The sequence below is a fragment of the Psychrosphaera sp. B3R10 genome, from assembly GCF_018861025.1.
Lineage (GTDB): Bacteria > Pseudomonadota > Gammaproteobacteria > Enterobacterales > Alteromonadaceae > Psychrosphaera > Psychrosphaera algicola.
This window is the reverse complement of record NZ_JAHKQH010000045.1, coordinates 203,764-227,797: the sequence shown is the minus strand read 5'-3', so window position 1 is coordinate 227,797 and position 24,034 is coordinate 203,764. Positions and strand designations below refer to the sequence as shown.

Genomic DNA, 24,034 nt, shown 5'->3' with positions numbered 1-24,034 from the left:
TTAATTTGCCTCCGCCATTAAGGAGATATCCATCTTATAATCGGTCAACGTTTTAATAATCGAGTTAATGTTGCCAGCACCTTGTGTAATAACAATATCACCGTCTTGGATGATGTTTGCTAATTCAGCTGGAATATCTTCAGGCAGCGCCACATAAATCGGATCGACTAGGTTTCGTTGGCGAATTGAATGCGCCAAACTGCGTCCGTCGGCACCGTTAATCGGCTTTTCACCCGCCGGGTAAACTTCTAACAATAATAAACAGTCTACCTGCGACAATACTCTTGTGAAATCGTCATATAAATCACGCGTACGACTGTATCTATGTGGTTGATAACACATTACGATCCGCTGTTCAGGCCATGCGGCACGAACCGCTTTAATGGTCGCCAAAACTTCAGTTGGATGATGGCCATAGTCATCCATCAATCTCACTTTGCCATTACCGGTTTCAAATTCACCATATTGTTGAAAACGACGGCCAATGCCTTCAAATTTTTCCAAGGCTTGAATAATATGTTGATTATCTATGCCTTCTTCATGTGCAACTGCAATCGCTGCTGTCGCATTTAACGCGTTATGAACCCCAGGTAAGTTCAGGGTTAACTCAAACGATGTTTGATTGTGGCTTACAGTAAAATGGCTCTGCGTGCCCTTTTGAACAAAGTTAGTGATCACATAATCATTCGAATCTTCAAAACCATAGGTCACAACTCGGCGACCTAAGGTCGGAATAAGCTCACGAATAACAGGGTCATCACCACACATTGTTGCTAAACCATAAAACGGTAAATTATGTAAAAATTCAACGTAGGTTTTTTTCATTACCTCAAAGTCACCGTCATAGGTTTCCATATGATCGGCTTCGATGTTAGTTACAACCGATATCATTGGCTGTAAATGCAAAAATGACGCGTCACTCTCGTCCGCTTCCGCAATTAAATAACGACTTTTTCCTAGTCGTGCATTGGTCCCTGCACTATTTAACAAACCACCGATGATAAACGTTGGATCTAATTCCGCTTCGGCAAAAATACTGGCGACTAAACTTGTTGTGGTCGTTTTACCATGTGTGCCCGCGACTGCGATACCAAAGCGAAATCGCATAAGTTCAGCTAACATTTCTGCTCGGCGAACGATAGGAATACGGTGCTCTCTTGCAGACATGATTTCGACATTGTTTTCATCTATCGCACTAGAAACAACGACAACACTAGCGTCTAATACATTTTCAGCACGGTGCCCGATGTAGATTTTTGCACCTAATCGAGTCAATCGCTCGCATACGACATTTTGATTTATATCTGAACCAGTGACTTGGTAACCATCATTTAATAATACTTCCGCAATGCCACCCATACCCGCACCACCGATGCCGATAAAATGAATTGCCTGTAACTTTCTCATCGCTGGATTTACGATATTATCTTGAATACTCAATTGCTTATTTCCAATTTTTGACACAAAGAATACAACTCTTGCGTTGCGTCATTACGTGCAACCTTGTTTGCACGACTTTGCATTTCATTAATTTTATTTGGGTTAAGGGCAAGTTCAGTCAACACAGAAGTTAACTTGCCTAAATTTGCCTGAGGCACTAGTAACCCTGCGCTCTGCTCTACTAACCACATTGCATTAGCGGTCTGATGATCGTCTACCGCATGTGGCAATGGCACAAAAATTCCGGCATTTCCCGACGCCGCGAGTTCCGACACAGTCAATGCGCCTGCTCTGCATACTACCAAATCACACCAACTAAGTGCACTAGTCATATCGTGAATAAATTCATCTACCTCGACAAGTAATTGACCATCGTCCATTGCCAACTGCGTATAGCCGGCTAGCACTGCAGTTTTGTTGTCTTTACCGCACTGATGTCGAATTTCGACACTATGTGCTTGCGCAAAGTTGCCAAATAGTGCGGGCAATTCCTCGTTAAATACTTTTGCGCCTAAGCTACCGCCTATCACTAAGATCCTAAAATGACTTTCCGGCGTTAGGGTCCGCTTTGGTAATTTACCTAACTCAACGATTTCGTGTCGAACAGGATTACCAATCACTTCTGCATTAGGTAATTTAGTCCCGCCTGAAAGTTCAAACGCCAGACAGGTATGGGCAGAAAATTTACTTAGCCATTTATTGGTCATGCCCAAAACCGCATTTTGTTCATGCACAATTAGCGGAATATTTAAGGCTTTCACCGCCAATCCACCGGGGCCTGAAGCATAACCCCCAAAACCAATTACAACATCTGGCTTCATGTTACTAATGATCTTTTTAGCTTGTAAAAACGCTTTTAAAATCGAAAAAGGAAAACCTAATTTTCGCAGCAAACCATTGCCACGCAGGCCCTTAATTTCGATAAAATGGATAGGAATATTATGTTTTGGAACTAGGTCGGCTTCCAGTCTGTCTGCCGTTCCCATCCATTCCACATTCCAACCATGTTGAATTAACTTTTCAGCTAACGCCAGCCCTGGGAAAATATGGCCTCCGGTACCACCAGCCATTATCAAAGCGGTTTTAGACTTCATTAGCCGCACCTTTTTCTGTCGAACCGGAGTTCCGTTCGTGTATCCGTAATTCGTAATCAATTCGCACGACAACTGCCGTGGCGACGGCAAACACAATAAGGCTACTACCACCGTAGGAGATAAATGGTAAAGTCAGTCCCTTTGTAGGCAACATACCTGCGCTTGCGCCGATATTTACAAACACTTGAAACGCAATCCAAATACCTATTGCATAGGCAAAAAATCCTTCAAAGTGATGTTCTTTTTCCATCGCGATTTGACCAATTTTTAGAATTCTTAAAACCAATAAGCCCATAACTAAGACGACAATGCTCAGACCAATAAAACCAAGTTCTTCAGCGATAACGGCCGCAATAAAGTCTGTATGCGCCTCTGGTAGGTAATCTAATTTTTGAATACTGTTACCTAAGCCCAAACCAAACCAATTGCCTCGACCATATGCCATCAAAGACTGTGTTAGCTGATAGCCGCTACCGAATGGGTCGTCCCAAGGTGCGAGAAACGACGTGACCCTGCGCATCCGATAGGGCTCTAGAATAATTAAGCTTATAACGGCAAATGCGCCGACACCTATCAAGGCAAAAAATTGCCAAAGTTTTGCGCCTGCTAAAAATAATAAAGCAACTGTCGTGACAAACATCACGATTACTGTGCCTAAATCAGGCTGCATTAATAACAATACTGCGAGAACAAAAAAGATGACTAAGGGTTTAGCAAAACCAAATACATTTTCTCTAAGTTGTTCATGTTGTCTTACCAAATAACCCGCTAAAAAACTAAAGAAAAACAACTTCGCGACTTCCGCGGCTTGTAGGTTAAATATGCCCAATGGCAACCAACGCCGACTACCATTAACGGTTGAACCTACAGCTAATACGGCTATCAACAACACTAGAGCAACAAACAGCAATGCCATATTGTATTTTTTCCACCAACTCATTGGGAAAAACATCACGGCCAACATCGCAACAGACGCGATAACAATAAATACTGCATGTTTAATGGAAATATAAAATTCGTTTACATAAAGCTTTTCCGAAACAGGCATTGACGCTGAGGTCACCATTACCCAACCAAAACACATCAAACTCAAAACCAAAAATAGCAAATGGCGGTCGTACATAGGTTCAACCATTGCTTCAGGTTCTTTATTTCGTGCAGTTAAGCTAACTAAGCCAAATCCGATACGACTCATTTTACTGTCTCAATTCCTTTACTAGAGATTGAAACATCAAACCGCGTTGCTGATAATTTTTAAACATATCAATACTGGCACACGCGGGTGACAATAAAACGCAATCACCACTAACAGAGACTTTACCTGCTTGTTCCACCGCCTGTTTAAGATCATCTACAATACTCAATTTTTCGGCTGGTACAAATGATTCAAATTGCTGTTTGTCCTTGCCTAACGCCACCACAAATTTCACATCACGGTCTATTGCATCAGCAAGTTCAGCTAAGTCTGCACCTTTCGCATCGCCGCCTGCGATTAAGATAATATTTTTGTCATTCGCTAAACCATTTAATGCAGCTAAGGTAGACGCTACATTTGTCGCTTTGGAATCATCAATATAACGAACACCATTAGCGTCTAGGGCCAACTGGCATCTATGAGGTAATCCTGCAAAAGATTTAAATACCGCTAAGGTAGAATCTAGTTCAACATCGACCCCAATTGCCTGTGCCATCGCCAGTACCACTAAACCATTCAGGCCATTGTGATTCCCACTAATATTAAAATCGTCTAAACATGCGATCTCGCGACCATTTTTAAGTAACAATTTATTTATAACATCATACTGCCAACAAGTTTGTTCACAGCATTCATCAAAAGAACCAAATGAAACGACATTATCATGGCTGATAAGGGGTTTTGTTTGAAAGTCATCTTGATTGTAAATACAAAGATCGGCATGTCGATAGATCTTGTTTTTGGCTTTACTGTAGTCTTCAAAGGAATCATATCTGTCCATATGATCCTCTGACACATTAAGCACAACGGCTGCCGCGCATTCTAAGCTTTGCACCGACTCTAACTGAAAACTTGACAGTTCAATAACAAAAACATCGACGTCTTTATCAATGACATCGAGTACCGGAACACCATAATTTCCGCAGGCAGCGGCTTTAATTCCCAACCCGTTTAACGCATGTTCCAACCAACCAACCGCAGTGGATTTACCGTTAGAACCGGTAATCGCTAAAACAGGTTTAGTATTAATTCGCGCAAACAACTCAACATCACAAAATACGTTCTCGTTGTGTCTTAAAGCATTAGCTAATGCTGGTGTTTTTAGCGTGATCCCTGGGCTAACAATGACATAAGTGTAATCTAAAAATTCGTTGTCACTGAATACGCCAAAAGACTGTTTTAATGATTTGTACTTTTCTTCAATTGCATCTTTATTTGGTGGTGTAATTCGCGAATCGAATAGGTCTGGTGAGATCCCATTACGAAGCAAGTAGTCCACAGTAGAAATGCCAGACAAACCAAGTCCAACAACGGCAACTTTACCGTTTTTCATATCTTTAAGCGTATCGAACATTGAATTCATGGTTTGGCCTTAACGGATCTTTAAGGTCGCAATACCGACCAAAACTAACACGAGAGAAATGATCCAAAAACGAACAATAACCCTAGGTTCAGGCCAACCACTTAGTTCGTAATGATGATGAATAGGAGCCATTTTAAACACCCGTTCACCACGTAATTTGTAAGAACCCACTTGTAAAATCACCGACAACGTTTCAACTACAAAGACACCACCCATAATGATTAGAACAAGTTCTTGTCGAACCAAAATAGCAATAATCCCCAGCGCGCCACCCAATGCCAACGACCCAACATCGCCCATAAAGACTTGAGCTGGATACGTATTAAACCAAAGAAAGCCTAGTCCTGCGCCGACGATAGCGGTACATACCACAGTTAATTCGTCAGCTAATGGCAGGTATGGAATATGTAAATAGGCTGAAAAGTTCACATTACTCGTTACATACGCAAACAAGGCTAATGCCCCCGCAACCATAATAGTAGGCACAATTGCCAACCCATCTAAACCGTCAGTGAGGTTAACCGCATTACTTGTACCAACAACCGTAAAGTAAACAACGGCTAAATACATCAAACCTAATTGCGGCATAACGTCTTTGAAAAATGGCACTAACAATTGAGTTTCTTCAGGTTGTTGCGCTGTACTATAGAGATAAATTGCAACTCCAATCGCAATCACCGACTGCCAAAAATATTTCCATTTGGCGATAAGACCAGCACTGTCTTTGCGGATCACTTTTCGGTAATCGTCAATAAACCCTATGGTGCCGTAACCTGCAACGACTGCCATAACAACCCAAACGTACTTGTTGGTGAGATCTGCCCACAATAAAGTAGAGACAATAATGGACGCCAGAATTAAAATCCCGCCCATAGTCGGTGTTCCGGCTTTGGAAAAATGACTCTCAGGGCCGTCATTGCGAACGGTTTGACCAATCTGCATTTGTTGTAATTTTCGGATCAATTTAGGACCAAAATAAAGTGACAAACACATTGCTGTCAAAACACTAAGAATTGCCCGTAACGTAAGATACGAAAAGACATTAAAGCCACTATGAAATTGAGTTAAATACTCTGCCAGCCAAACTAACATGATGCTGTACCTTTACTGTTTTTGTTATTATTTTTATCGTTGTCATCATTAACGCTGAATTCGATTTGCTTGATTAACTCCTCAACCACCAATTCCATTTTGGCACTGCGTGAGCCTTTAACTAATACGACTACTGGCTGTTTATTGACTTCGTTACCCGCGCTGGCTATAACCAAGTGAATATCTTTAATCAACTGTGCCTGGGAAGAATAATGTGCTCCATTACGTTCAAACTCAGTCGATGTGTTTTGGCTTAACACACCAAAACTAAACAGTTTATCTATGCCTTGTTGAACGCCATAAACCCCAACTTCTTGATGCAGTCGCCTTGCATCTGCACCAAGTTCTGCCATATCACCAAGGACTAAAATTCGTAAACCTTGATAACTTTGCAACAGATCTATTGCTGCTTTAACCGATTGCACATTGGCATTATACGTATCGTCTATGATCAAAACTTGGTCATTTACCGGGTGTAAATTGACACGCCCCTTAACCGACTTTGCTGCATTTAATCCAGCGGCGATCTGCTGCAATGTCGCCCCAATTTGATAACAAGCGGCGGCAGCGGCTAGTGCATTCGCCACATTATGTTTACCCGGTACATTGAGGGTTATCGCTAACTTGTGTTGTTCGAAATGCATGACAAATTTGGCACAGCCACGTTCATCTAATGTAATATCCGACGCAGAAAATTGATTTTCCTCGGCCGTTTCGTCATTCGCATTAAATTCAACCACTTGCCCTGGAGTTTCAGCAAACTGCTGTTCTAACTTGCTTAACCATTGTGAACGATAATCTGAATGACGATCAAAAACAGCAGTTCCGCCTGATTTAAGCCCCTCAAATATTTCACTTTTAGCGGTTGCAACCCCGTTCAAATCTCCAAAGCCTTCTAGGTGAGCTTCAGCAACATTATTGAGTATTGCGACATCTGGCGAGGCCAATCTTGTGGTATATGCGATTTCACCTAAATGATTCGCGCCTAATTCAACAACTGCAAATTGGTGCTTTGGCTCAAGTCTAAGCAAAGTCAATGGCACGCCAATTTCATTGTTAAAATTACCGGCGGTCGCGAGAACTTCACCTTTTTGCTTTAGAATCTCTGCGCACATTTCCTTCACAGAGGTTTTACCCACACTACCTGTAATCGCAATAGTTTTTGCGTTAACGGTTTTGGCGACAGCGGCCCCCAAAAGACCTAATGCACGTAGCGTATTTGGGACCACAATTTGAGGTAAATCCACTGTAGTATCTGCTTGTTCAACAACCGCGGCAATCGCCCCTTTAGTTTTAACTTCAGCAATAAACTTATGGGCATCAAAATTAGGGCCTTTCAGCGCCAAAAATACTTCGCCACTTACAATGTTGCGGCTATCCGTGGTGATACCAACCACCTGTTGTTCCATATCAACAGTTCGTCCTGCTGATCCGTAGTTTTCAAATGGGCGATTTAATACGTCAGAAACCCATTTCAACGTTGCGGCTATCATAAACCCGCCTTTATTTTTTCTAATTCCAAACGAATATCTTTACCATCCGCAAGTGCTTGCAATATTTGATTGGTAAATGCTCTTTCATCGTAATCATGGGACACAGTTCCAATGATTTGATAAGTCTCGTGGCCTTTGCCTGCGATTAAAATTGTGTCTTCTGCTTTGGCCCGCAATAACGTATCGACGATGGCTTCTTTTCGATCGTAGATCACTTTATGTTGGCCGGTTAAACCGGTAAGTATGTCAGCGACAATACGTTCCTGCGATTCAGTTCTTGGATTGTCATTGGTAATTATGACATGGTCAGATAAACGTTCCGCAATTTCGGCCATGACCCGTCGTTTGCTTCGATCTCTGTCTCCACCACAACCAAATATCGTGTATATTTCGCCAGAACAATGTTGCCTTAACGACTGAATAGACTGCTCTAAAGCGTCTGGTGTATGGGCGTAATCTACGACCGCAATAGGAAGCTTTGGTTGCACATACATTTCCAATCGCCCTGGAACCGACTTGAGAAAACTAAAATGGGTCGCTTGGACTGACCAACCCAATAGAATCGAAGTGGCAAATACTGCTGCGATATTAAAACCATTAAATTCACCAAAGATTGGTAATTGCAGTTCGATAAAATCTCGATGCCCACCAATTTGCCAATCGAGCGACAAAATGATGCCCTGAGCATGACATTCAGAATCAACAATATGAACATAATCTGAATATGCTTTAACTTGTTTTGAGCGACCTACAGCCACTGCTAACGCATACTCAGGTAACATATCCAACAATCGCTGACCAAACTCATCATCAATATTAATCACAGCACGTTTAGTGGCATATTCAGTGAATAACTTAGCTTTAGCAGCAAAGTATTGTTCCATTGAACCGTGATAGTCCAAATGATCTAATGTTAGATTGGTAAAGATCCCGACATCAAAGGAAATGCCTTTTACACGACTTTGGTGTAGCGCGTGAGAAGAAACTTCCATCGCGACGCCACTATAATTTGTCTTAGAGTCTCGACTAAACTGTTGAATAAGTTGATAAACTTCCGTCACACCCGGTGTGGTATTTTCTGCAGGAACCAATTGATCAATACGGCCTGTGCCCATTGTCCCTATTACCGCTAGGTGCTGGGAGTTGGCCAGTTCACTTAATTGCGCGAGGAAATGACTAATTGACGTTTTGCCGTTTGTGCCGGTAATGCCAACGATCGGCATTCTGTTTTGTTCAAACTCATAAAACTCTCTGGCGATTGATGGCAGATTAGTTTCCAAATCTTCAATAACCAACAAAGGTGCCCCTTGAGCACCTCTGTTTTGATAATGAACTTCGTCACAATTGGACGATACCAAAATCAAGCTCGCACCACTGTGAATGGCTTTATCAACGAACCGAGAGCCGTCTGTTAAATAGCCAACTAAGGCAACAAATACGTCACCCGGCTTTAACTTCCGGCTATCTTGCACCATTTGTGCTGTTGCCGGTAATTTGAAGTTGCTTCTGAGCAACTGTTCTTTAATCTGTGCCCAATTAGTTAACATTGCTCGAGCCTCGTTTTATTTCGGCTAACTGGATTTGTTGGTCGGCAGCATCCGGTGGCACATTAAGTAACCTGAGGGTTTGCTGCATGATTTTACCAAACGTTGGTGCTGCGGTTTCGCCACCGTAATAATAATCCCCTTTTGGATCATTAATAACGACAACGGTGACAATACGAGGATTTGAAACAGGTCCAATTCCGGCAAATGTATTGACATAATCGTGGCCATAACCACCCGCGGTCGCCTTTTGACTTGTGCCAGTTTTACCGGCTAGTCGATAACCTTTAACAATCGCATTTTTACCCGAACCTTCTGTGCTTATCACGCTTTCCATCATACTCAGTACGTCACGGGCAACGTCTTCTGACACGACTTTATCTGCTGGTTTTTCAAAGTCAGTTTTAACAATCGACAATGGTCTACTTATACCACCAGCGCCAATCGTGGTATACATCCTAGCGAGTTGCGCCGCAGTTACCGATATTCCGTAGCCAAACGACAAACTTGCGATTTCTGAATCAGACCAACGTCGTTGTTCATTAAACAAACCAGCGCTTTCACCTACTAAATCAACTCCGCTTGAGTCCACTAATCCCATTCTGTAAAACAAACTTAAAAATGAATCTTTTGGCGTCGACAACGCAAGTTTGGTTGAACCCACATTTGATGAATATTTCAAAACATCGGCCAAACTTAACATGCCACGGTTTTTAGGATCAGGGATCCGACGGCCACCAATACGCACAAAACCAGGTGAAGTATCGACTAAATCTAACGTCCCGTATGAGCCGTAATCCAAGGCGTTCATTACCGCCAAAGGTTTCATTGTCGACCCCGGTTCAAACGTATCGGTAATGGCTCGATTTCGGTATCGATGAATGGGCACATTAACGCGATTATTAGGATTGAACGATGGGCTGTTCACCATAGCAAGAACTTCCGCTGTTTCGATATCTACAACAATTGCACTGCCTGAGGCCGCTTCGTAAGTTTGTACCGCTTTTTTTAATTCTTGATAGACAACAGATTGAATACGCTGATCAATAGTTAAACGAATGTTTTGTGGCAACGAGCCCTTTTCTTCTTCGAGGACTTCAATTTCACGGCCTTTGGCATCTTTAATGACCGTACGTTTGCCCGGTGTGCCAACCATTCTGTCGTTATGTCGTAACTCAATGCCTTCAATACCTTTACCGTCAATATTAGTAAAACCGACAACATGGGCTGTAATTTCGCCCGCAGGATAATAACGTTTGGATTCTTCTCTTAGACGTACACCTGGGATCTGGAGTTGTTCAACATAATCGGCAACGGCGGGATTTGTTTTACGCTTTAGATAGATAAACCGTTTGGTGTGATTTGTCGTAATCTTTGAAATTAGTTCTTGTTCTTCAACCTGTAATACTTTTGCCAGCGCTTTCCAACGAACGTCGGTTTCAAATTCAGGATATTCAAGAACACGTTTTGGGTCAGCCCAAATGGTTTGTACCGGCACACTTACCGCCAGTTCAACACCATTACGGTCAGTGATCATGCCACGTTGAACCGTAGAACGTTTAATCCGTACCGTGCGGTTGTCGCCCTCTTTGATCAGTCTTTCGGGTTGAATGATTTGCAGAAATGCCGCGCGAAACACAACCGTACTAAAAATCACCACCAAACTGACAACCACAAACTGAAATCGCCATCGGTTAAACGATGGTTTCGCGATTTGTTTTGCTTGTTTGCCTTTAGGCAATGATGAACTCGAGCGTGTTGAACGCCTTGCTTTTGACTTTTTTGTCAGCTTCGAGTTTAACCAGTCATTCACGGCAAGGTTACCACCACTTCAGCTTCAGTAGTTGGTCTGCCCATAGCCAAACGCTCTCTTGCGATTTGTTCGACTCGGCTGTGTTCGGCTAATGCTCGTTGTTCCAACAACAAATGGCGCCATCGCAAGTCTATGTCATCACGTTGTTGTAATAACACATCTTGTTGGATAACCATTTGCCTATTTAACTGAGCCCAATGCACCACAGCTAACGCCAGGATAACATTGAGTAACAGAAGCCCCATTGTAAGTTTGTACTTACTTAAGTCTTGAAAAATATACTTCGCAAGATCGGCTTCAATGTTTATTTTAGTTATCATTGTTGAGCCTTTCTGCAATTCTCAAAACAGAGCTGCGCGCACGACTATTAATCGTTATTTCCTCGTCAGTAGGCTTTATCGCCTTACCAACGGATTTTAATTTGATCCCTAGGTTCAATTCCGCTTCGGTAATTGGCAACCCTCTTGGGACTTGCTTACCTTGGCTTTCTTTACGAATAAACTGTTTTACAATTCTATCTTCCAACGAATGAAAACTGATCACCGACAATCGTCCATTTGGAGCAAGAACTTCTAATGAACTTTCAAGGGCTTTTTCAATTTCAACCAATTCACTATTGATGTAAATTCGAATACCTTGGAATGTGCGAGTGGCTGGATGTTTTTTCTCCGCCTTACTTTTAGGCACACAGCTCGCCACTAATTTTGCGAGTTCGTCCGTTGTGGTAAACGGCGTTTCATCACGCTGTTCTAGAATTTTTCTGGCAATGCGTTTGGCAAATTTTTCTTCACCGTAGGTTTTTAACGCAAAAACGATGTCCGCTTCTTCAGCTTTAGCCAACCAATCGGCAGCAGAAATGCCGCGCGTATAGTCCATACGCATATCCAAAGGGCCTGGTTTCATAAAACTAAAACCACGGTCTGCTTCATCTAATTGTGGTGAAGACACACCTAAGTCCATTAAAATACCGTCTACTTTACCGACAACACCGTGCTTTTTAGCAACGTCGAGAATTTCAGAAAATGGGCTATGTTCAATAATAAATGAAGGGTTATCTTCGAATTTTTTAGCGGCTTCTATTGCGCTAGGATCGCGGTCAATTGCGATTAATCGACCGTCAGAATTTAATAATTTTAGTATCTCGCCAGAATGCCCGCCGCGACCAAAGGTGCAGTCGATGTAAATGCCATCTGGCTTAATAGCCAAGGCATCAATTGACTCCTTGAGTAACACTGAAACGTGCGCTTGCGTCATGATTCTACCGTTTAGTTATTTTGTTAAAACGAAAAGTCTTTCAGTCTTTCGGTTAACTCAAAGTCACCCGTCAGCTCTGTTTCGATATCTTCAGCCATCTGTTCAATCCATCGAGACTCAGACCAAATTTCAAATTTGTTTAATTGCCCCACAAGCCGGATCTCTTTTTCCAATCCAGCATGCTGACGTAATTGATTAGGCAACAACACACGACCGCTTTTATCCATATCGATTTCATGTGCGTTACCAAGTAATACACGTTGTACTCGACGTTCTTGCGGGTTCATCGACGACAACCCGCGCAATTTATATTCAACGTCTTCCCATTCGATAAGTGGATACAACAATAAACACGGCTGATGTAAATCCACAGTGCAAACTAATCGTCCTTCAGATTCAGACAGCAAAATATCCCGGTGACGTGTCGGGATCGACAACCGGCCTTTGCTATCTATTGAAAGAGGATTCGCACCGCGAAACATGTTTACTCCATTTTATGGTTATTATTTCCACTAAAAACGTAAATATGGGAACAAGATCCAAAAAATTCCACTTTTTCCCACAAATTAGAGTTTAGGCTCTCACTGTCAACAATGTCAAGAGGTAGGATCATCCAATTTAACTTATAAGATCCTTTAAAAAATAAGGTCTTTGATTAGAAAAGAGATTTGGTGGTAATTTGTGGGAAATTAATTTTTATTTACCTGAAAATAGGTTGACTTTGTGTCGGATCCAGTTCCATTGTGTTGTTTTTAGTTCAGCTTTGAACTTTGTCCGGTTATATTGAACTGGATGGATTGTATTCTTAATTTTGGGTGGTGGAGAAAATTAGTTATCGCCTCTTAAGCGATATGCCACTACAAACCAAGTGATTCGAACCCTCTTTGATTCTTAAAGAAATCTAACATTTTCCTTAGCTTTGTCGAACTACTCATTTGGGACATTAGTAAACAAGCTTCCTGAGGGCCGACAAACATCAAATCAAGCAACTCATTGGCTCCAACTAACCAACTTTCAGCAGGGCCTAGCCCGTTAACAAGTTCCTTGTGGCTTTTCGCATTTGAAATGTTAGAGAATAATGATAAAACTAGAACTAACAGAACAAATTTAGGTCTATGAAAAACAAAACATTTTTGGTTCATTCTATCTTCCCACTTTCTCTTTCCATTCTTCAAAAAGCTTAATGAAGTTCTGATCTGCGCTTGATTCAATCTGTTCCAAATCAGCGGTAGCATCTACCTCATAGTGCTCTCCAACTACACCACTGTTTATTGTCACAAAATGTCCTATCTCAGCTTTGAAGGATTTGTAGCCGTACTCTTCGACCATGCTGCCCTCTTCCAATAAATAAATACCATCAACCCAATTAGCAAATACTGCCTGGTTACTTTTATTGTCAGGGACTGACTCGCTTAAAGGTAATTCAGTCGCTTCGGCTTTATAGATGTTTGAGCCTGTTAGGATTTGTACCTTTTCAATATAAAGGCGATTGTCTTTGTCTATGTACCAGCGACAGTTAGGTGCACCATTTTTAGCTTCATTATTCCAATTGAAAGGCCAGTTTAAGTGGTCATTTTCGTACAATTCAAGAAGTGGACTCATGCCTGAAGTAGAGTTTAATTTTAACGTTTTGCCATTCCAATTGACTTCATCTTTAGTGCTCAAGCGAAAATAATAGTCGGTATAACGTTGATAAAGCTCTGTTATTGCTAAGCTTTGTAATGATGCTCCTTTAGCCTCTCCACTATATTTATGTTCTAGGTCATCTCTTGTTAGACGAACAGATTCCAAAACCTTCCCATGTTTAACATTAAAATAATACTGAGCCACAAAGATTCGTTCGCTATCGGTATACTTCAATTCCGTAGCTTGCAATACTCCACTAAACCAATCCGCGGAAAGCGAACCATTTGAAGAATGCTTTTGACCTAACCCCGTGCCTATTTCAGTTGGGGCAATTACCTCTCCTTTGGCCTCAATTTGATTTAGATAGAAGTAATCATTTTCGATGAGCCAAGTTGCAATATGTCCACGATAAAGACCTGTACTTGTGCCTTTAAATGGTGAAACCTTTCCTGACTGCTTATAGTAAGTTTCTAGGGGAGATGGATAGGCCCAACTAGCCTCAAGTCTTAGCTCTTTTCCATTGTGTAGTAAGATATCAGGCGCTTGTTGAGTAGCAAGGGCCTTCATTGGCATTAATAGCAATAATATAATTTGTAAGATACGCACTGATACTTCCTTGAATTTCTAAAACCAGTTCTAACGGCTTTTTTCCATTGGGATTTTTTTTAGATATAGCTGCAATTTTCCCCTTTCAAGAGGCGGGTTTTCATTCTCGCTATCTCGATCGTAATAATATTCAGAGCCTTCATAGCTTAAATCTGCCAGATTAAACCTAAGCTCAAACTTCTCATAATCACAGCAGCTACTATATGACTTGCCTTCGTATATCAGCGTATCCCCGTCAATTGAAAGGCTATTTGAGTCATTGGATGTGAACGTCGGTAATTGATAAACAACCAACTCTTTTTCCGTAGGGAAAGCTAAGTATGGCGTGTAATAAGTCCGGTTTCCTGAATCATGGCCTGTCGCCAAATATACATCGCGTTTGTCGTAATCGACTTTGTATAAGTAACTGCCTATCGCCGCATATCCACTGCCATCAATTGGGCCAAAGGTCGCAATGCCATATTTGTTGCTCTGATAACTCAAAAAATAGCTGCCTGGTAAATACGAATAATGCCAACCCGACATTGCGAAAACCGTACTGTTGTTGCTATTCATTTCATAATTAATGTCAGCTTTGTAGACCTGCTTTATCAATGCAGACTTATGAACATAAGCATCTTGGCTTGCATAACTGCCATCTCCGCGAAAATTAATTCTTGCCCAATCAGAGTCAGTTAGAAATTCCGCACGAATTGATTTTCCACCTTGCAACAAGCCTAGTTTCTTGCCATCGGTAGAAGGCTTAGACCGAATATTTACATTAGATTGGACTATGGCAGGTAAGAAACCACTCGCCTCTTTGATTTCAATGAGAGCATCAGATTTTAGATCTTCCCAAGAAGCCACAGTATTCGGCGCAAAAGAGAAAAGTAGTAATGAACAAACGCCCACAAAAGCAGAGCAGTTAAAACGCGACATCAACAATCCTTATTAAATTCTTGGCAGTAAAGCAGACGCAATAATTTTCGCTGTCAGTTTTAACACATTCCAGTTTAAAACGCACCGTAACCACATGTTTTAGTGAACAATTTCAACATTACCGCATCATTGCAAATAGCTACTCCCCTTATTTTGCTGAATATCCGTTAAACCCGACTAAGATTTACCTCAGGAAGGTATATTTTGCTTTGCCTAGATCTACTTATAACTATCGATTCATCATGCGAAAAAGTAGAATTCATAGTTTATCTGGACTTTATGGGCATAATTCAGGATTTAACTGGAACAGCCCAGATCATCGAATTGGATTCTGCTTCTCACCTCAAATCGTTAGATAAAAATTTTTCAAACTTGAACTGGAAACAACAATTGTGTAGTTGATAAATTCAGAGCAATAAATCCGATTTTGAGCAGCGATGAAGTGAACTTGCTGATACCTACAAATTTGGCTGATAACATTGAGATGAGCGCGTAAAAAAAGATAGGACTTCATTTACGCTAGGCTCAACTAAAAGTTGACCTAAATAGTATTATCGGAGAAGTTCTAATAGCTTAAGTTATGGTTTATATAGGCTAATAAAGACAGGTAGAGGGTTAATGAATGGGATGTCAAACTTCTTAGTAGAATGCAGAGGAAGCCGTTCGTCTGAGAATAACTTTGTAAGGGAAGTTTACCGCTAGCAATCGGCTTTGATTATTGCTTTTAATGTACGCTTTATATTTTCTGGTAATGGTTCATCCATCACCTGTATCGCAGCGGCTGATGGATGATATTCTGAACTTTGTCCCTGCATAACGAGTGCCGCGTTAAGCGTATCATCAAGATGAGGTTGAACTAACAGCACAACGTCGTTCCAAGTTACATCTTCACATGACACAACAGGGATACGATTAGGTACAACGCTGTAACTTAAAATCACAATGAATATGATAAACAAAGCACCAAAAAAATTTCTCTTCGTTTTATCTGAAACCGTCAAAATAAACCCCAGCTTGCCCGTCTAATAACACATATTGTGCGTTACGTTCCCAGATTAAATGAGTTGTGTTAACCAAATCAAACTTTGTTTTCAACGACACTCTCTGGGGCTTCTTTATTTTTAATTGCTAGAACAAACAAATACACTAAGTTTAAAGGTGGCGTAATGCATAATAAAACTCCCACTAATGTCACAATTTTAGGATTGTTTGTTTTTCGTTTGCCTAAGTAATAACTCAATCCACCTACGATAAACATCGAATAGAAAATGAGTTCGCCATAAAACGTTACGTTAATATTCAATTTTAGGTCTCCTTATATAAAACAAGACATGAAGCAGCTAAGACCGCATTTCTCTGATAAATCGGAACGAAACAGCACTAAACAGGATATCCGCAATTTCTTGCCTATTTGAATGTTTTGCTAGTTGCTGGCCACCAGTTTGGCGTTTCTCGCGCGGTGTAGTTAAATTTAGCGGCTAAAGCTTCAACATCACTTGCTTTGCCCGATATTTCACCTTCACGCCAATTATCCCACTCAAACTTAAGTTTACGACCTTCATTTGACAACTTAACTTTGCCGTAATCGATCCAAGCATCAAAACCATCGTATTCGTAAGTTTTGATCCAGCCATTTTTAAGATGAAATTCCAATATACGATTAAAGTCGTCAGTTGGAATATCCTGAATTATTTTTAAACCAAATGCTTTAAACTTTAAATCGACAGATTTTCTACCTAATGTGACGACTGGATTCATAGAGCACCTAAGGCCACATAAAAATGCGGCTATCTAGTTGATTGAGTAGTAGCGGCACAGGAGTCACAACCAACTGATATTTTTCCTGATTAATTGCTTGTATGGATGATACGGTAAACAATTATTTATTTGAGTTTTTGGCAGAAGCCCAGAAAGCAACTGCCATAGCAATTCCAATACTAATACCGAAAGTAGCACTGTTTAATGCAACACCTATACTTGCGCCAATAGCAACTCCCATTGCTATACCAAAAAGCACAGGTTTCTTTAATTTGTTAGAATTATTCCACTTATTCATAGTTATTCCTTTACCTGCTAACAACCTATTGACAGGAAACCGACTCTCTTTTTTACGATAACCATATTTGTATCAAAATTATTGGACCTTTACTACTAACTCTCTGTTGCAAACAATTGGTCTTTGATTTAGCTAAAAGGCGAAACCTGCAATGCAAATTATGAACTTCCTCGCACTTGGTTGGAGATCCTGAATATCGCTAAGGCTCTTTTAGGATGACGTTTTTTGTTCTGAAATTACGAGCCAATTTGGGGCAAATTATGAACTTCCTCTGCACTCGGTTGGTTGTTCCTAATATCGCTAATGCTCTTTTTGAATGACGTTTTTTCTGTTGATTTTGAATGACGGAATGTTGAGTTTAGTTGTGCTTAATTCTGCTTAGTTCTGCTTAGTTCTGCTTAACTGGGACTTTTCTATTTGCCAACTGTTCGGCTTTTGACAAAGCCCACCAGCCAATAATAATACTCATAACAATTCGTGTCGGAAAATATAATAAGGCGGGTAAATTAAACAACCACAAAACGATGTTTTCAGGCAGCACATAAAACGCGATACTTTTAACCCAATATATAAAAGGCACGTAGTCTTTTAAAAATTCATTAATTGAAAAATCTAATAGCGTCCAATCGTTCAAAAAATTAATCCACAGCGCGTAAAGGCCAAGTGCACCATCGCCAAAGCTACCAACAACCGAGGACCAGCCTATAAAAAGTAAAAAATATCTCACAACCGCGCCATAGTGCAAACTCTCTATTTTTATCGCCCTAAAATAAACGTTTTTAAACCGTAATTTCTCGTTCGTAAATCTGAAAGTAAGAAAATAAAATATATTTCAACCTTAGGTGACTCTAATACGATTTACCGGAGTAAGCTAGAAGATCGTTAGATCAGCCTAAAGTCAATTTTCGATAATTCTTGGTCATCTAAAAGTGACTTAATATGAGATTCAATATCTTGCCGTGAGCCGCATAATTGAAAGTCAAATCCATTGCCATTACCGTCGATGATTATTGAAAGCCAGTTTTTACCTATGTTTGCAACCGATATACGGTTAACGTCAATATTCTCAACGCGAGACGGATTAACAAATAGCAACGTTTTAACAGAAGAAAATTGAATGCTTTCGCCATTTCTCGTTATTAATTGTTCCACTGCGTTCTTAGTTTTATAGTGGCTTGAAAATTTATACGAATAAAACGCTGAAAATATTGCGAACACAATAAAGAAACTGTTCGCGTCACCTTTTGTAAATAACTCGCCTAAATAAAAAGCAAATAACCCTGTCGATAACGCGGCAAATAAATATTTCACAAAATTGTCTGAAAACTGCATTCCTAACTCATCCTTACTGCATTTTTATGAGAATACGACCGAGTGAGGTTTCTAGTAGAAATAACCAACTCAAGTTTATATTAATCAAAAAGGTTTTAACCTTTATCTTTCATGATGTTAGCCTTTATATTATATATTTACCACTGATTACTTTTGTATTTCTTGGCCAAAACAAGGGCTTTTTGATAATAACTTAACGCAGATTTAACAGCACTTTCAGTGCCGATTGTTGCGAAAGTAAATGACCTTATTCGTCATGAGGTCCAATATTCCAGACTCTCCGTGGTAAACATAATCGCCACCTAACTGATAAACAACCGGGTAAGTTGCCGCAGAATTGGCGTCATATCGCACTAATAAGCGAGTTTAATTTTTACATTCCATTGCGAATTATATATTCTGCAAATACAACAATATGGAAATTGATAATTGTAAAATTGTTATCTGGATAATGAAGTTTGGATCAGTTAGGCAACGTTTCATAGGTGCGGCTTTATCACGTTTTATTGATCTCTTAAAAAGCCACCTCAACTGCCCAAACTTGCATCAGCACATATTCTAAGGAATCTTAGTGGTACAAAAATACGTAATCGGTATCGACGGTGGTGGCACAAAAACCATAGGTCGAATTGAAAAGCTTTCTACCGGTGAAAGTCACACCTTGCAAGCTGGCGCTTCGTCATTAAGCAACGACTTTGCAAATGCCCAAATTGTTTTAAAAGAATTAATCGAGAAACTGCTACTTAAATTTCAAGCCTCCGCGTTAAACGTGCACGTTCTTATCGGTGTTGCAGGCGGCGGAGTGGCAAATCAAGCGAATCAACTAAAAGATGAACTCCCCTTTGCTTTTGCCTCATTAGACGTTGTTAATGATGCAAAAACATCGCTATATGGTGCAAACAATGGCGAGCCTATCGCTGTGGTTGCACTGGGCACAGGATCGGTTGGTGCTCGATTAGATAAAAATGGCAAAGAGCATTATGTTGGTGGTTGGGGATTTCCAATCGGTGACGAAGCCAGTGGCGCAAAACTTGGTTTTAACGCGGTTCAAAAGCTACTAGCTGACATTAACTGGCATAACCAAGCTGTCTCAGTCACCACAAAAAAACTCGCCGAAAAACTAGGTACAGATAAACAGCAAATCGCAAATTGGTTGGCGCAATCTCAAGCTAAAGATTATGCAACATTAAGCACCGATGTATTTTCTCTTCACAATGCTTGTCCTGTGGCCAACAGTTTAATTGAACAACATGTGTTAGACACAGAACAACTTATTCAACAAACTCGATTAGACAGCAAAGTTGATGTGGTAATTATGGGCGGCCTAGCCGAAGTCACATTACCTTTGCTAAACGACCGAATTAAGTCTTATTGCAAACTCACCGGCGGCAGTTCATTAGATGGCGCGTGCTTCTTAGCAAAACTTCAACTAGGCAGTAACTCAAGCGATGTAATTGATCGCAGTAAAAGCAGTAAATACGATAACAATGAACGCGATAGTCTGCTCGCACAGCTAGACAATATGGTTTCGGAGACTCGAAACCCAGATACTTTAGATCTCGATTTAGTTGATACCGAACAACTATTAACCAAAATAAATCAAGCGGATGCCATTGTTCCCAACGCAATAAAAGCCTGTATTCCAGAAATAGGGAAAGCGGTTGAAGAGATTGTGAACGCGTTTAATAAAGGTGGTCGACTTATCTATATTGGTGCTGGTACCAGTGGTCGTTTAGGTGTTCTCGACGCCGTTGAATGTCCGCCAACCTTTAGCGTTTCGAGTAAACAAGTTGTTGGCATTATTGCCGGAGGCAGCCAGGCGATTTATAAGGCCGTTGAAGGTGCTGAAGACTCGTTTGAACTCGGTAGAAATGATCTTATCAATATCAATTATGGTGAAAACGACATCCTTGTGGGGATTGCCGCTAGTGGTCGCACACCCTACGTAATTGGCGCAATTGACTATGCCAAAAGCATAGGTACAAAAACCATTTCCATCAGCTGTAACCCGAGCAGTCAGTTAGCCAGTTATTGTGACATTAATATTTGCGCTGTAGTTGGCCCGGAAGTATTAACAGGTTCAACAAGAATGAAGTCGGGAACGGCACAAAAGCTCATTCTAAATATGTTGAGTACTGCCAGTATGATCCGCATTGGTAAGGTTTATGAAAATCTTATGGTTGACGTAAACGCCAGCAACAAAAAGTTGTATGTCAGAGCAATCCGAATTGTGATGCAGGCTACAGGATGCGACGCCCATACGGCGCAAGTCGCCCTCGACTTAACGCACTACAATGCCAAACTGGCGATTGTTCATATTTTGACGAATGAAAATATCCAAGATATCCAACAAGAATTGGTTCGTAATGGTGGTTTTTTACGGCATGCCTTACAAAGCGTAAAACAGGCAACAGAGTAAAATGATAAAACAAATAATTAGGTAACTAACCGGCTATTAACGTAGCCACAATGCCGTACATAAAGAGTAAATCATGTGGATTAGAATATTTTTGACAGTGTTGATATTACTCGCCGCTTCAACGTTTTCTGTTATTGCTCAACATGCTCAACCACCAACTAATAATGATGTGGTGGTTGGCGCCGCTCAATTAAAAAAATACTTACCATTACTAAAAAACAAATCCGTTGGGTTAGTCGTTAATCAAACCTCTATGGTGGGCGACCAACACCTTGTTGATATTTTATTAAGCCATGATGTCAACATTACATATATCTTTGCCCCGGAACATGGATTTAGAGGCGATCATGGCGCAGGTGAAAAGGTCAGTTCAGGCAAAGATCCTATCACTGGCCTAGACATCGTTTCGATATATGGCAAAAACAAAAAGCCTTCAGCGCAGATAATGGACTCGATTGATGTCATGCTTTTTGATATTCAAGATGTCGGCACGCGTTTTTACACCTATATCAGCTCTATGCATTATGTAATGCAAGCCGCCGCTGAATCTAGTGTTACGTTTATCGTCTTAGATCGACCTAATCCCAATATTATGCATGTAGATGGACCTGTGCTGGAACCAGCGTTTCGCTCTTTTGTTGGTATACACCCTATTCCGCTATTACATGGTTTAACGGTAGGAGAATTGGCCCAAATGATTATTGGTGAAAACTGGTTGTCGATTGAGCACTCAAATACATCAAGCACAACTACCCAAAGTGAGTTGCCCACATTAGATCTAAGGGTTATTCCGGTAGCGAACTACAACAGAACAACACCTTATATTTTGCCCATACCACCAAGCCCCAACTTGCCTAATGAGATTGCGGTCCGCTTATATCCATCACTATGTTTTTTTGAAGCAACTCCCGCGAGCATTGGTCGGGGCACCCCATTTCCATTTCAAGTTGTCGGTCATGACCTTGTAAGTAATAACTTTTTGGCCAAGGATAAATTCCAGTTCACGCCACAACCCATTGCTCATGCCGCTCCTTTTCCTAAGCTCAAAGGCAAACTATTAACTGGTGAGTTGTTATCCTCATCAAAGATCCAAGGATTAGATCTGGCCATTTTTATAAAATGGTACCAAATGTTTAAAGAAAATGATCTTGAGTTTTTTGAACGGCCAGAGTTTATGGACAAATTAGCGGGGACTGACAAAGTAAGAAAAAGCATATTGGCGGGCCATAGCATTGAGCAAATTAAACAACAATGGCAACCGGGTTTACAAAAGTTTCTAGCAGATAGAAAACCCTACCTTATCTATCTATAACGGAACGAGTTTTCACTGGCAGATCTCCGCAAATTTTCCAGATGTCAGCTTCGCCAAATCATTTGGGCACAACTCTATTTCTAGTCCTCTCCGCCCAGCGCTGACAAAGATGGTTTCATAATCTAGGGCAGCACTATGGATTATGGTTTTGAGTCGTTTTTTTTGACCTAGCGGACTGACGCCACCTAATACATAGCCCGTAGAACGTTCTACATCAGACTTATCCGCCATCACTGCTTTTTTCACACCAACAGCCTTAGCTATCAGCTTCATGCTCAATTTGCTTGATACAGGAATAATTGAGACGACCAATTCTTTATTATCAGTTGCGACCACTAAGGTCTTAAATACCTGCCCCTGTGGTATGCCAAGCTTTTCAGACGCCTCTAAACCATATGAACTGGCCGATTCATCATGTGTGTATTCGTGTATCGTATGTGCAATTTTGTTCTTCTTTGCGACATTAATTCCAGGCGTCATCTAAACCTCCTTTTCCGACTTAGGCGACGTGGTATTTTCGCCAAAGCCGACAATAGCCCTATTTTTTTGTGCAAAATAAAATATTACAACAACGCTAATAAGTAGAACAATAATATTAATAATTGAATCTTCTGGTCCAAATTCACCGCCAGTTAACAGTAGAGGTCCATTATAAATACTTTCAAAAGGGGCAACTGCACGCCAATCTTCATTTCCAGACAAGGGGATACCCGTAGAGAAAATTGAGAAGTTCCAAGCCGCATGGTTAAGCCCCACAACCCATATATTGCGCGTTAATACATAAATCCCTCCCCAAAAAACACCGAGTAGGGTTACAGAAAATGCGGTTACAACGGTCGTATTTTCATTAAAGAGGTGAAGCAGACCAAACAGGGTTGCAACAAAAGACAACGAGAAAAGTGTCCCAACATGCGCTTCAATTACACGGAATAGTACACCTCTAAACAAAAACTCTTCTAACATTGCAGCGACTAATATCGTACTCCCTACAATCGGTATGCCCTCTAATCCCTGAAACGACACAACTTCATAATAGCCCAAATAAAAGAGCAATAAGCTAGTTACCGAGATCAAAGCCGCACCGGAAACTGCGCCGTAAAAGAGGTGACTCGCTCTAAACGTTAGCTCGTCAGGCCTGCGCTTTTCATAATATTTAACATATAAGTAGTATCCCAAGCCGATAAACATGAGCGTTGTAAACTGCTCTACTACTTTCAACTGACCACTTTGCATGTTAAAAATAAAATAGACGGCTGGAAACAACAAAAACTTAACCGCGAATATCCCTGCAAATATCGCCAGACAAGCTAATACAATTTTAATCATTATTGTCATTAAAGTGCGGAGTATTATCATTAGCTTGCCTTATTTTGCAATTGCATAATATTTCTATTTCAACCTAACTAGATCACTAAAACTCAAAATCGATATGAGTCTAAACAGAAAAAAGAATTAAACACTTTACGCGCTACAAAAT

Annotated in this window: 23 protein-coding genes and 1 pseudogene; 3 read left to right on the top strand and 21 right to left on the bottom strand. The window is 40.8% G+C overall.

The window, feature by feature from the left end; genetic code table 11:
* From murC to KO525_RS18745, 19 genes are all read right to left on the bottom strand, one after another.
* On the bottom strand, positions 1-1,407 hold the full coding sequence (murC, locus tag KO525_RS18835; RefSeq protein ID WP_215965511.1) for a UDP-N-acetylmuramate--L-alanine ligase: 1,407 nt from the start codon (positions 1,405-1,407) through the stop codon (positions 1-3).
* Between the two features lie 29 nt (positions 1,408-1,436).
* Positions 1,437-2,534 (bottom strand): undecaprenyldiphospho-muramoylpentapeptide beta-N-acetylglucosaminyltransferase, encoded by a 1,098-nt coding sequence (gene murG / locus KO525_RS18830; RefSeq protein WP_215965382.1) that lies wholly within the window; start codon positions 2,532-2,534, stop codon positions 1,437-1,439.
* Positions 2,524-3,729, bottom strand: coding sequence for a cell division protein FtsW (gene ftsW / locus KO525_RS18825; protein WP_215965381.1), 1,206 nt, complete (start codon positions 3,727-3,729; stop codon positions 2,524-2,526). The genes murG and ftsW overlap by 11 nt, the downstream gene beginning before the upstream one ends.
* A gap of 1 nt (position 3,730) precedes the next feature.
* Complete coding sequence (gene murD / locus KO525_RS18820; RefSeq protein ID WP_215965380.1) at positions 3,731-5,092, bottom strand: UDP-N-acetylmuramoyl-L-alanine--D-glutamate ligase; 1,362 nt, start codon at positions 5,090-5,092, stop codon at positions 3,731-3,733.
* 9 nt (positions 5,093-5,101) lie between these two features.
* Positions 5,102-6,184, bottom strand: a complete 1,083-nt coding sequence (gene mraY, locus KO525_RS18815) for a phospho-N-acetylmuramoyl-pentapeptide-transferase (protein WP_215965379.1) — start codon at positions 6,182-6,184, stop codon at positions 5,102-5,104.
* Entirely contained in the window at positions 6,178-7,677 is a 1,500-nt protein-coding gene (gene murF / locus KO525_RS18810; protein WP_215965378.1) for a UDP-N-acetylmuramoyl-tripeptide--D-alanyl-D-alanine ligase, read from the bottom strand. Before murF ends, mraY begins: the two co-directional genes overlap by 7 nt.
* Entirely contained in the window at positions 7,674-9,224 is a 1,551-nt protein-coding gene (locus tag KO525_RS18805; protein ID WP_215965377.1) for a UDP-N-acetylmuramoyl-L-alanyl-D-glutamate--2,6-diaminopimelate ligase, read from the bottom strand. Before KO525_RS18805 ends, murF begins: the two co-directional genes overlap by 4 nt.
* Positions 9,214-11,034: a penicillin-binding transpeptidase domain-containing protein gene (locus KO525_RS18800; RefSeq protein ID WP_303523142.1), complete on the bottom strand. Its 1,821-nt coding sequence runs from the start codon at positions 11,032-11,034 to the stop codon at positions 9,214-9,216. The genes KO525_RS18805 and KO525_RS18800 overlap by 11 nt, the downstream gene beginning before the upstream one ends.
* Positions 11,031-11,354, bottom strand: coding sequence for a cell division protein FtsL (gene ftsL / locus KO525_RS18795; protein ID WP_215965376.1), 324 nt, complete (start codon positions 11,352-11,354; stop codon positions 11,031-11,033). Before ftsL ends, KO525_RS18800 begins: the two co-directional genes overlap by 4 nt.
* A complete protein-coding gene (gene rsmH / locus KO525_RS18790; RefSeq protein WP_215965375.1) occupies positions 11,344-12,288 on the bottom strand; it encodes a 16S rRNA (cytosine(1402)-N(4))-methyltransferase RsmH in 945 nt (314 codons plus the stop codon). The genes ftsL and rsmH overlap by 11 nt, the downstream gene beginning before the upstream one ends.
* 23 nt (positions 12,289-12,311) lie before the next feature.
* Positions 12,312-12,770 (bottom strand): division/cell wall cluster transcriptional repressor MraZ, encoded by a 459-nt coding sequence (gene mraZ, locus KO525_RS18785; protein WP_215965374.1) that lies wholly within the window; start codon positions 12,768-12,770, stop codon positions 12,312-12,314.
* 661 nt (positions 12,771-13,431) lie between these two features.
* A complete protein-coding gene (locus KO525_RS18780) occupies positions 13,432-14,520 on the bottom strand; it encodes a hypothetical protein (RefSeq protein ID WP_215965373.1) in 1,089 nt (362 codons plus the stop codon).
* A 30-nt stretch (positions 14,521-14,550) separates the two neighbouring features.
* Complete coding sequence (locus KO525_RS18775) at positions 14,551-15,438, bottom strand: SH3 domain-containing protein (protein WP_215965372.1); 888 nt, start codon at positions 15,436-15,438, stop codon at positions 14,551-14,553.
* Positions 15,439-16,136: 698 nt separating this feature from the next.
* Positions 16,137-16,439: a hypothetical protein gene (locus tag KO525_RS18770; protein ID WP_215965371.1), complete on the bottom strand. Its 303-nt coding sequence runs from the start codon at positions 16,437-16,439 to the stop codon at positions 16,137-16,139.
* Between the two features lie 77 nt (positions 16,440-16,516).
* Complete coding sequence (locus tag KO525_RS18765; protein WP_215965370.1) at positions 16,517-16,741, bottom strand: hypothetical protein; 225 nt, start codon at positions 16,739-16,741, stop codon at positions 16,517-16,519.
* A gap of 104 nt (positions 16,742-16,845) precedes the next feature.
* Positions 16,846-17,196, bottom strand: a complete 351-nt coding sequence (locus KO525_RS18760) for a hypothetical protein (RefSeq protein WP_215965369.1) — start codon at positions 17,194-17,196, stop codon at positions 16,846-16,848.
* Between the two features lie 121 nt (positions 17,197-17,317).
* Complete coding sequence (locus tag KO525_RS18755; RefSeq protein ID WP_215965368.1) at positions 17,318-17,494, bottom strand: hypothetical protein; 177 nt, start codon at positions 17,492-17,494, stop codon at positions 17,318-17,320.
* A 388-nt stretch (positions 17,495-17,882) separates the two neighbouring features.
* Positions 17,883-18,221: a hypothetical protein gene (locus KO525_RS18750; RefSeq protein ID WP_215965367.1), complete on the bottom strand. Its 339-nt coding sequence runs from the start codon at positions 18,219-18,221 to the stop codon at positions 17,883-17,885.
* 155 nt (positions 18,222-18,376) lie between these two features.
* Positions 18,377-18,826, bottom strand: coding sequence for a hypothetical protein (locus KO525_RS18745; RefSeq protein WP_215965366.1), 450 nt, complete (start codon positions 18,824-18,826; stop codon positions 18,377-18,379).
* 571 nt (positions 18,827-19,397) lie between these two features.
* Here KO525_RS18745 and KO525_RS20040 point away from each other — a divergent pair.
* From KO525_RS20040 to KO525_RS18735, 3 genes and pseudogenes are all read left to right on the top strand, one after another.
* Positions 19,398-20,150 (top strand): annotated as a pseudogene (locus tag KO525_RS20040) (BadF/BadG/BcrA/BcrD ATPase family protein); the annotation flags it as partial.
* 129 nt (positions 20,151-20,279) lie between these two features.
* Positions 20,280-21,245, top strand: coding sequence for an N-acetylmuramic acid 6-phosphate etherase (gene murQ, locus KO525_RS19765; protein ID WP_368668238.1), 966 nt, complete (start codon positions 20,280-20,282; stop codon positions 21,243-21,245).
* A 73-nt stretch (positions 21,246-21,318) separates the two neighbouring features.
* Positions 21,319-22,557 (top strand): exo-beta-N-acetylmuramidase NamZ domain-containing protein, encoded by a 1,239-nt coding sequence (locus tag KO525_RS18735; RefSeq protein ID WP_215965364.1) that lies wholly within the window; start codon positions 21,319-21,321, stop codon positions 22,555-22,557.
* A gap of 12 nt (positions 22,558-22,569) precedes the next feature.
* Here the strand turns inward: KO525_RS18735 and ybaK are convergent, their stop codons facing one another.
* On the bottom strand, positions 22,570-23,037 hold the full coding sequence (gene ybaK / locus KO525_RS18730; protein ID WP_215965363.1) for a Cys-tRNA(Pro) deacylase: 468 nt from the start codon (positions 23,035-23,037) through the stop codon (positions 22,570-22,572).
* Positions 23,038-23,913, bottom strand: a complete 876-nt coding sequence (locus KO525_RS18725; protein ID WP_215965362.1) for a CPBP family intramembrane glutamic endopeptidase — start codon at positions 23,911-23,913, stop codon at positions 23,038-23,040.
* Positions 23,914-24,034: the final 121 nt, after the last annotated feature.

Coding starts and splice junctions, on each gene's coding strand:
- rsmH (WP_215965375.1), bottom strand. CDS start 12,288: ATGACGCAAGCGCACGTTTCAGTGTTACTCAAGGAGTCAATTGATGCC.
- murF (WP_215965378.1), bottom strand. CDS start 7,677: ATGATAGCCGCAACGTTGAAATGGGTTTCTGACGTATTAAATCGCCCA.
- KO525_RS18735 (WP_215965364.1), top strand. CDS start 21,319: ATGTGGATTAGAATATTTTTGACAGTGTTGATATTACTCGCCGCTTCA.
- KO525_RS18755 (WP_215965368.1), bottom strand. CDS start 17,494: ATGAATAAGTGGAATAATTCTAACAAATTAAAGAAACCTGTGCTTTTT.
- murG (WP_215965382.1), bottom strand. CDS start 2,534: ATGAAGTCTAAAACCGCTTTGATAATGGCTGGTGGTACCGGAGGCCAT.
- murD (WP_215965380.1), bottom strand. CDS start 5,092: ATGAATTCAATGTTCGATACGCTTAAAGATATGAAAAACGGTAAAGTT.
- KO525_RS18775 (WP_215965372.1), bottom strand. CDS start 15,438: ATGTCGCGTTTTAACTGCTCTGCTTTTGTGGGCGTTTGTTCATTACTA.
- KO525_RS18725 (WP_215965362.1), bottom strand. CDS start 23,913: ATGATAATACTCCGCACTTTAATGACAATAATGATTAAAATTGTATTA.
- ftsL (WP_215965376.1), bottom strand. CDS start 11,354: ATGATAACTAAAATAAACATTGAAGCCGATCTTGCGAAGTATATTTTT.
- mraY (WP_215965379.1), bottom strand. CDS start 6,184: ATGTTAGTTTGGCTGGCAGAGTATTTAACTCAATTTCATAGTGGCTTT.
- mraZ (WP_215965374.1), bottom strand. CDS start 12,770: ATGTTTCGCGGTGCGAATCCTCTTTCAATAGATAGCAAAGGCCGGTTG.
- ybaK (WP_215965363.1), bottom strand. CDS start 23,037: ATGACGCCTGGAATTAATGTCGCAAAGAAGAACAAAATTGCACATACG.
- KO525_RS18745 (WP_215965366.1), bottom strand. CDS start 18,826: ATGCAGTTTTCAGACAATTTTGTGAAATATTTATTTGCCGCGTTATCG.
- murC (WP_215965511.1), bottom strand. CDS start 1,407: ATGAGAAAGTTACAGGCAATTCATTTTATCGGCATCGGTGGTGCGGGT.
- ftsW (WP_215965381.1), bottom strand. CDS start 3,729: ATGAGTCGTATCGGATTTGGCTTAGTTAGCTTAACTGCACGAAATAAA.
- KO525_RS18760 (WP_215965369.1), bottom strand. CDS start 17,196: ATGAATCCAGTCGTCACATTAGGTAGAAAATCTGTCGATTTAAAGTTT.
- KO525_RS18805 (WP_215965377.1), bottom strand. CDS start 9,224: ATGTTAACTAATTGGGCACAGATTAAAGAACAGTTGCTCAGAAGCAAC.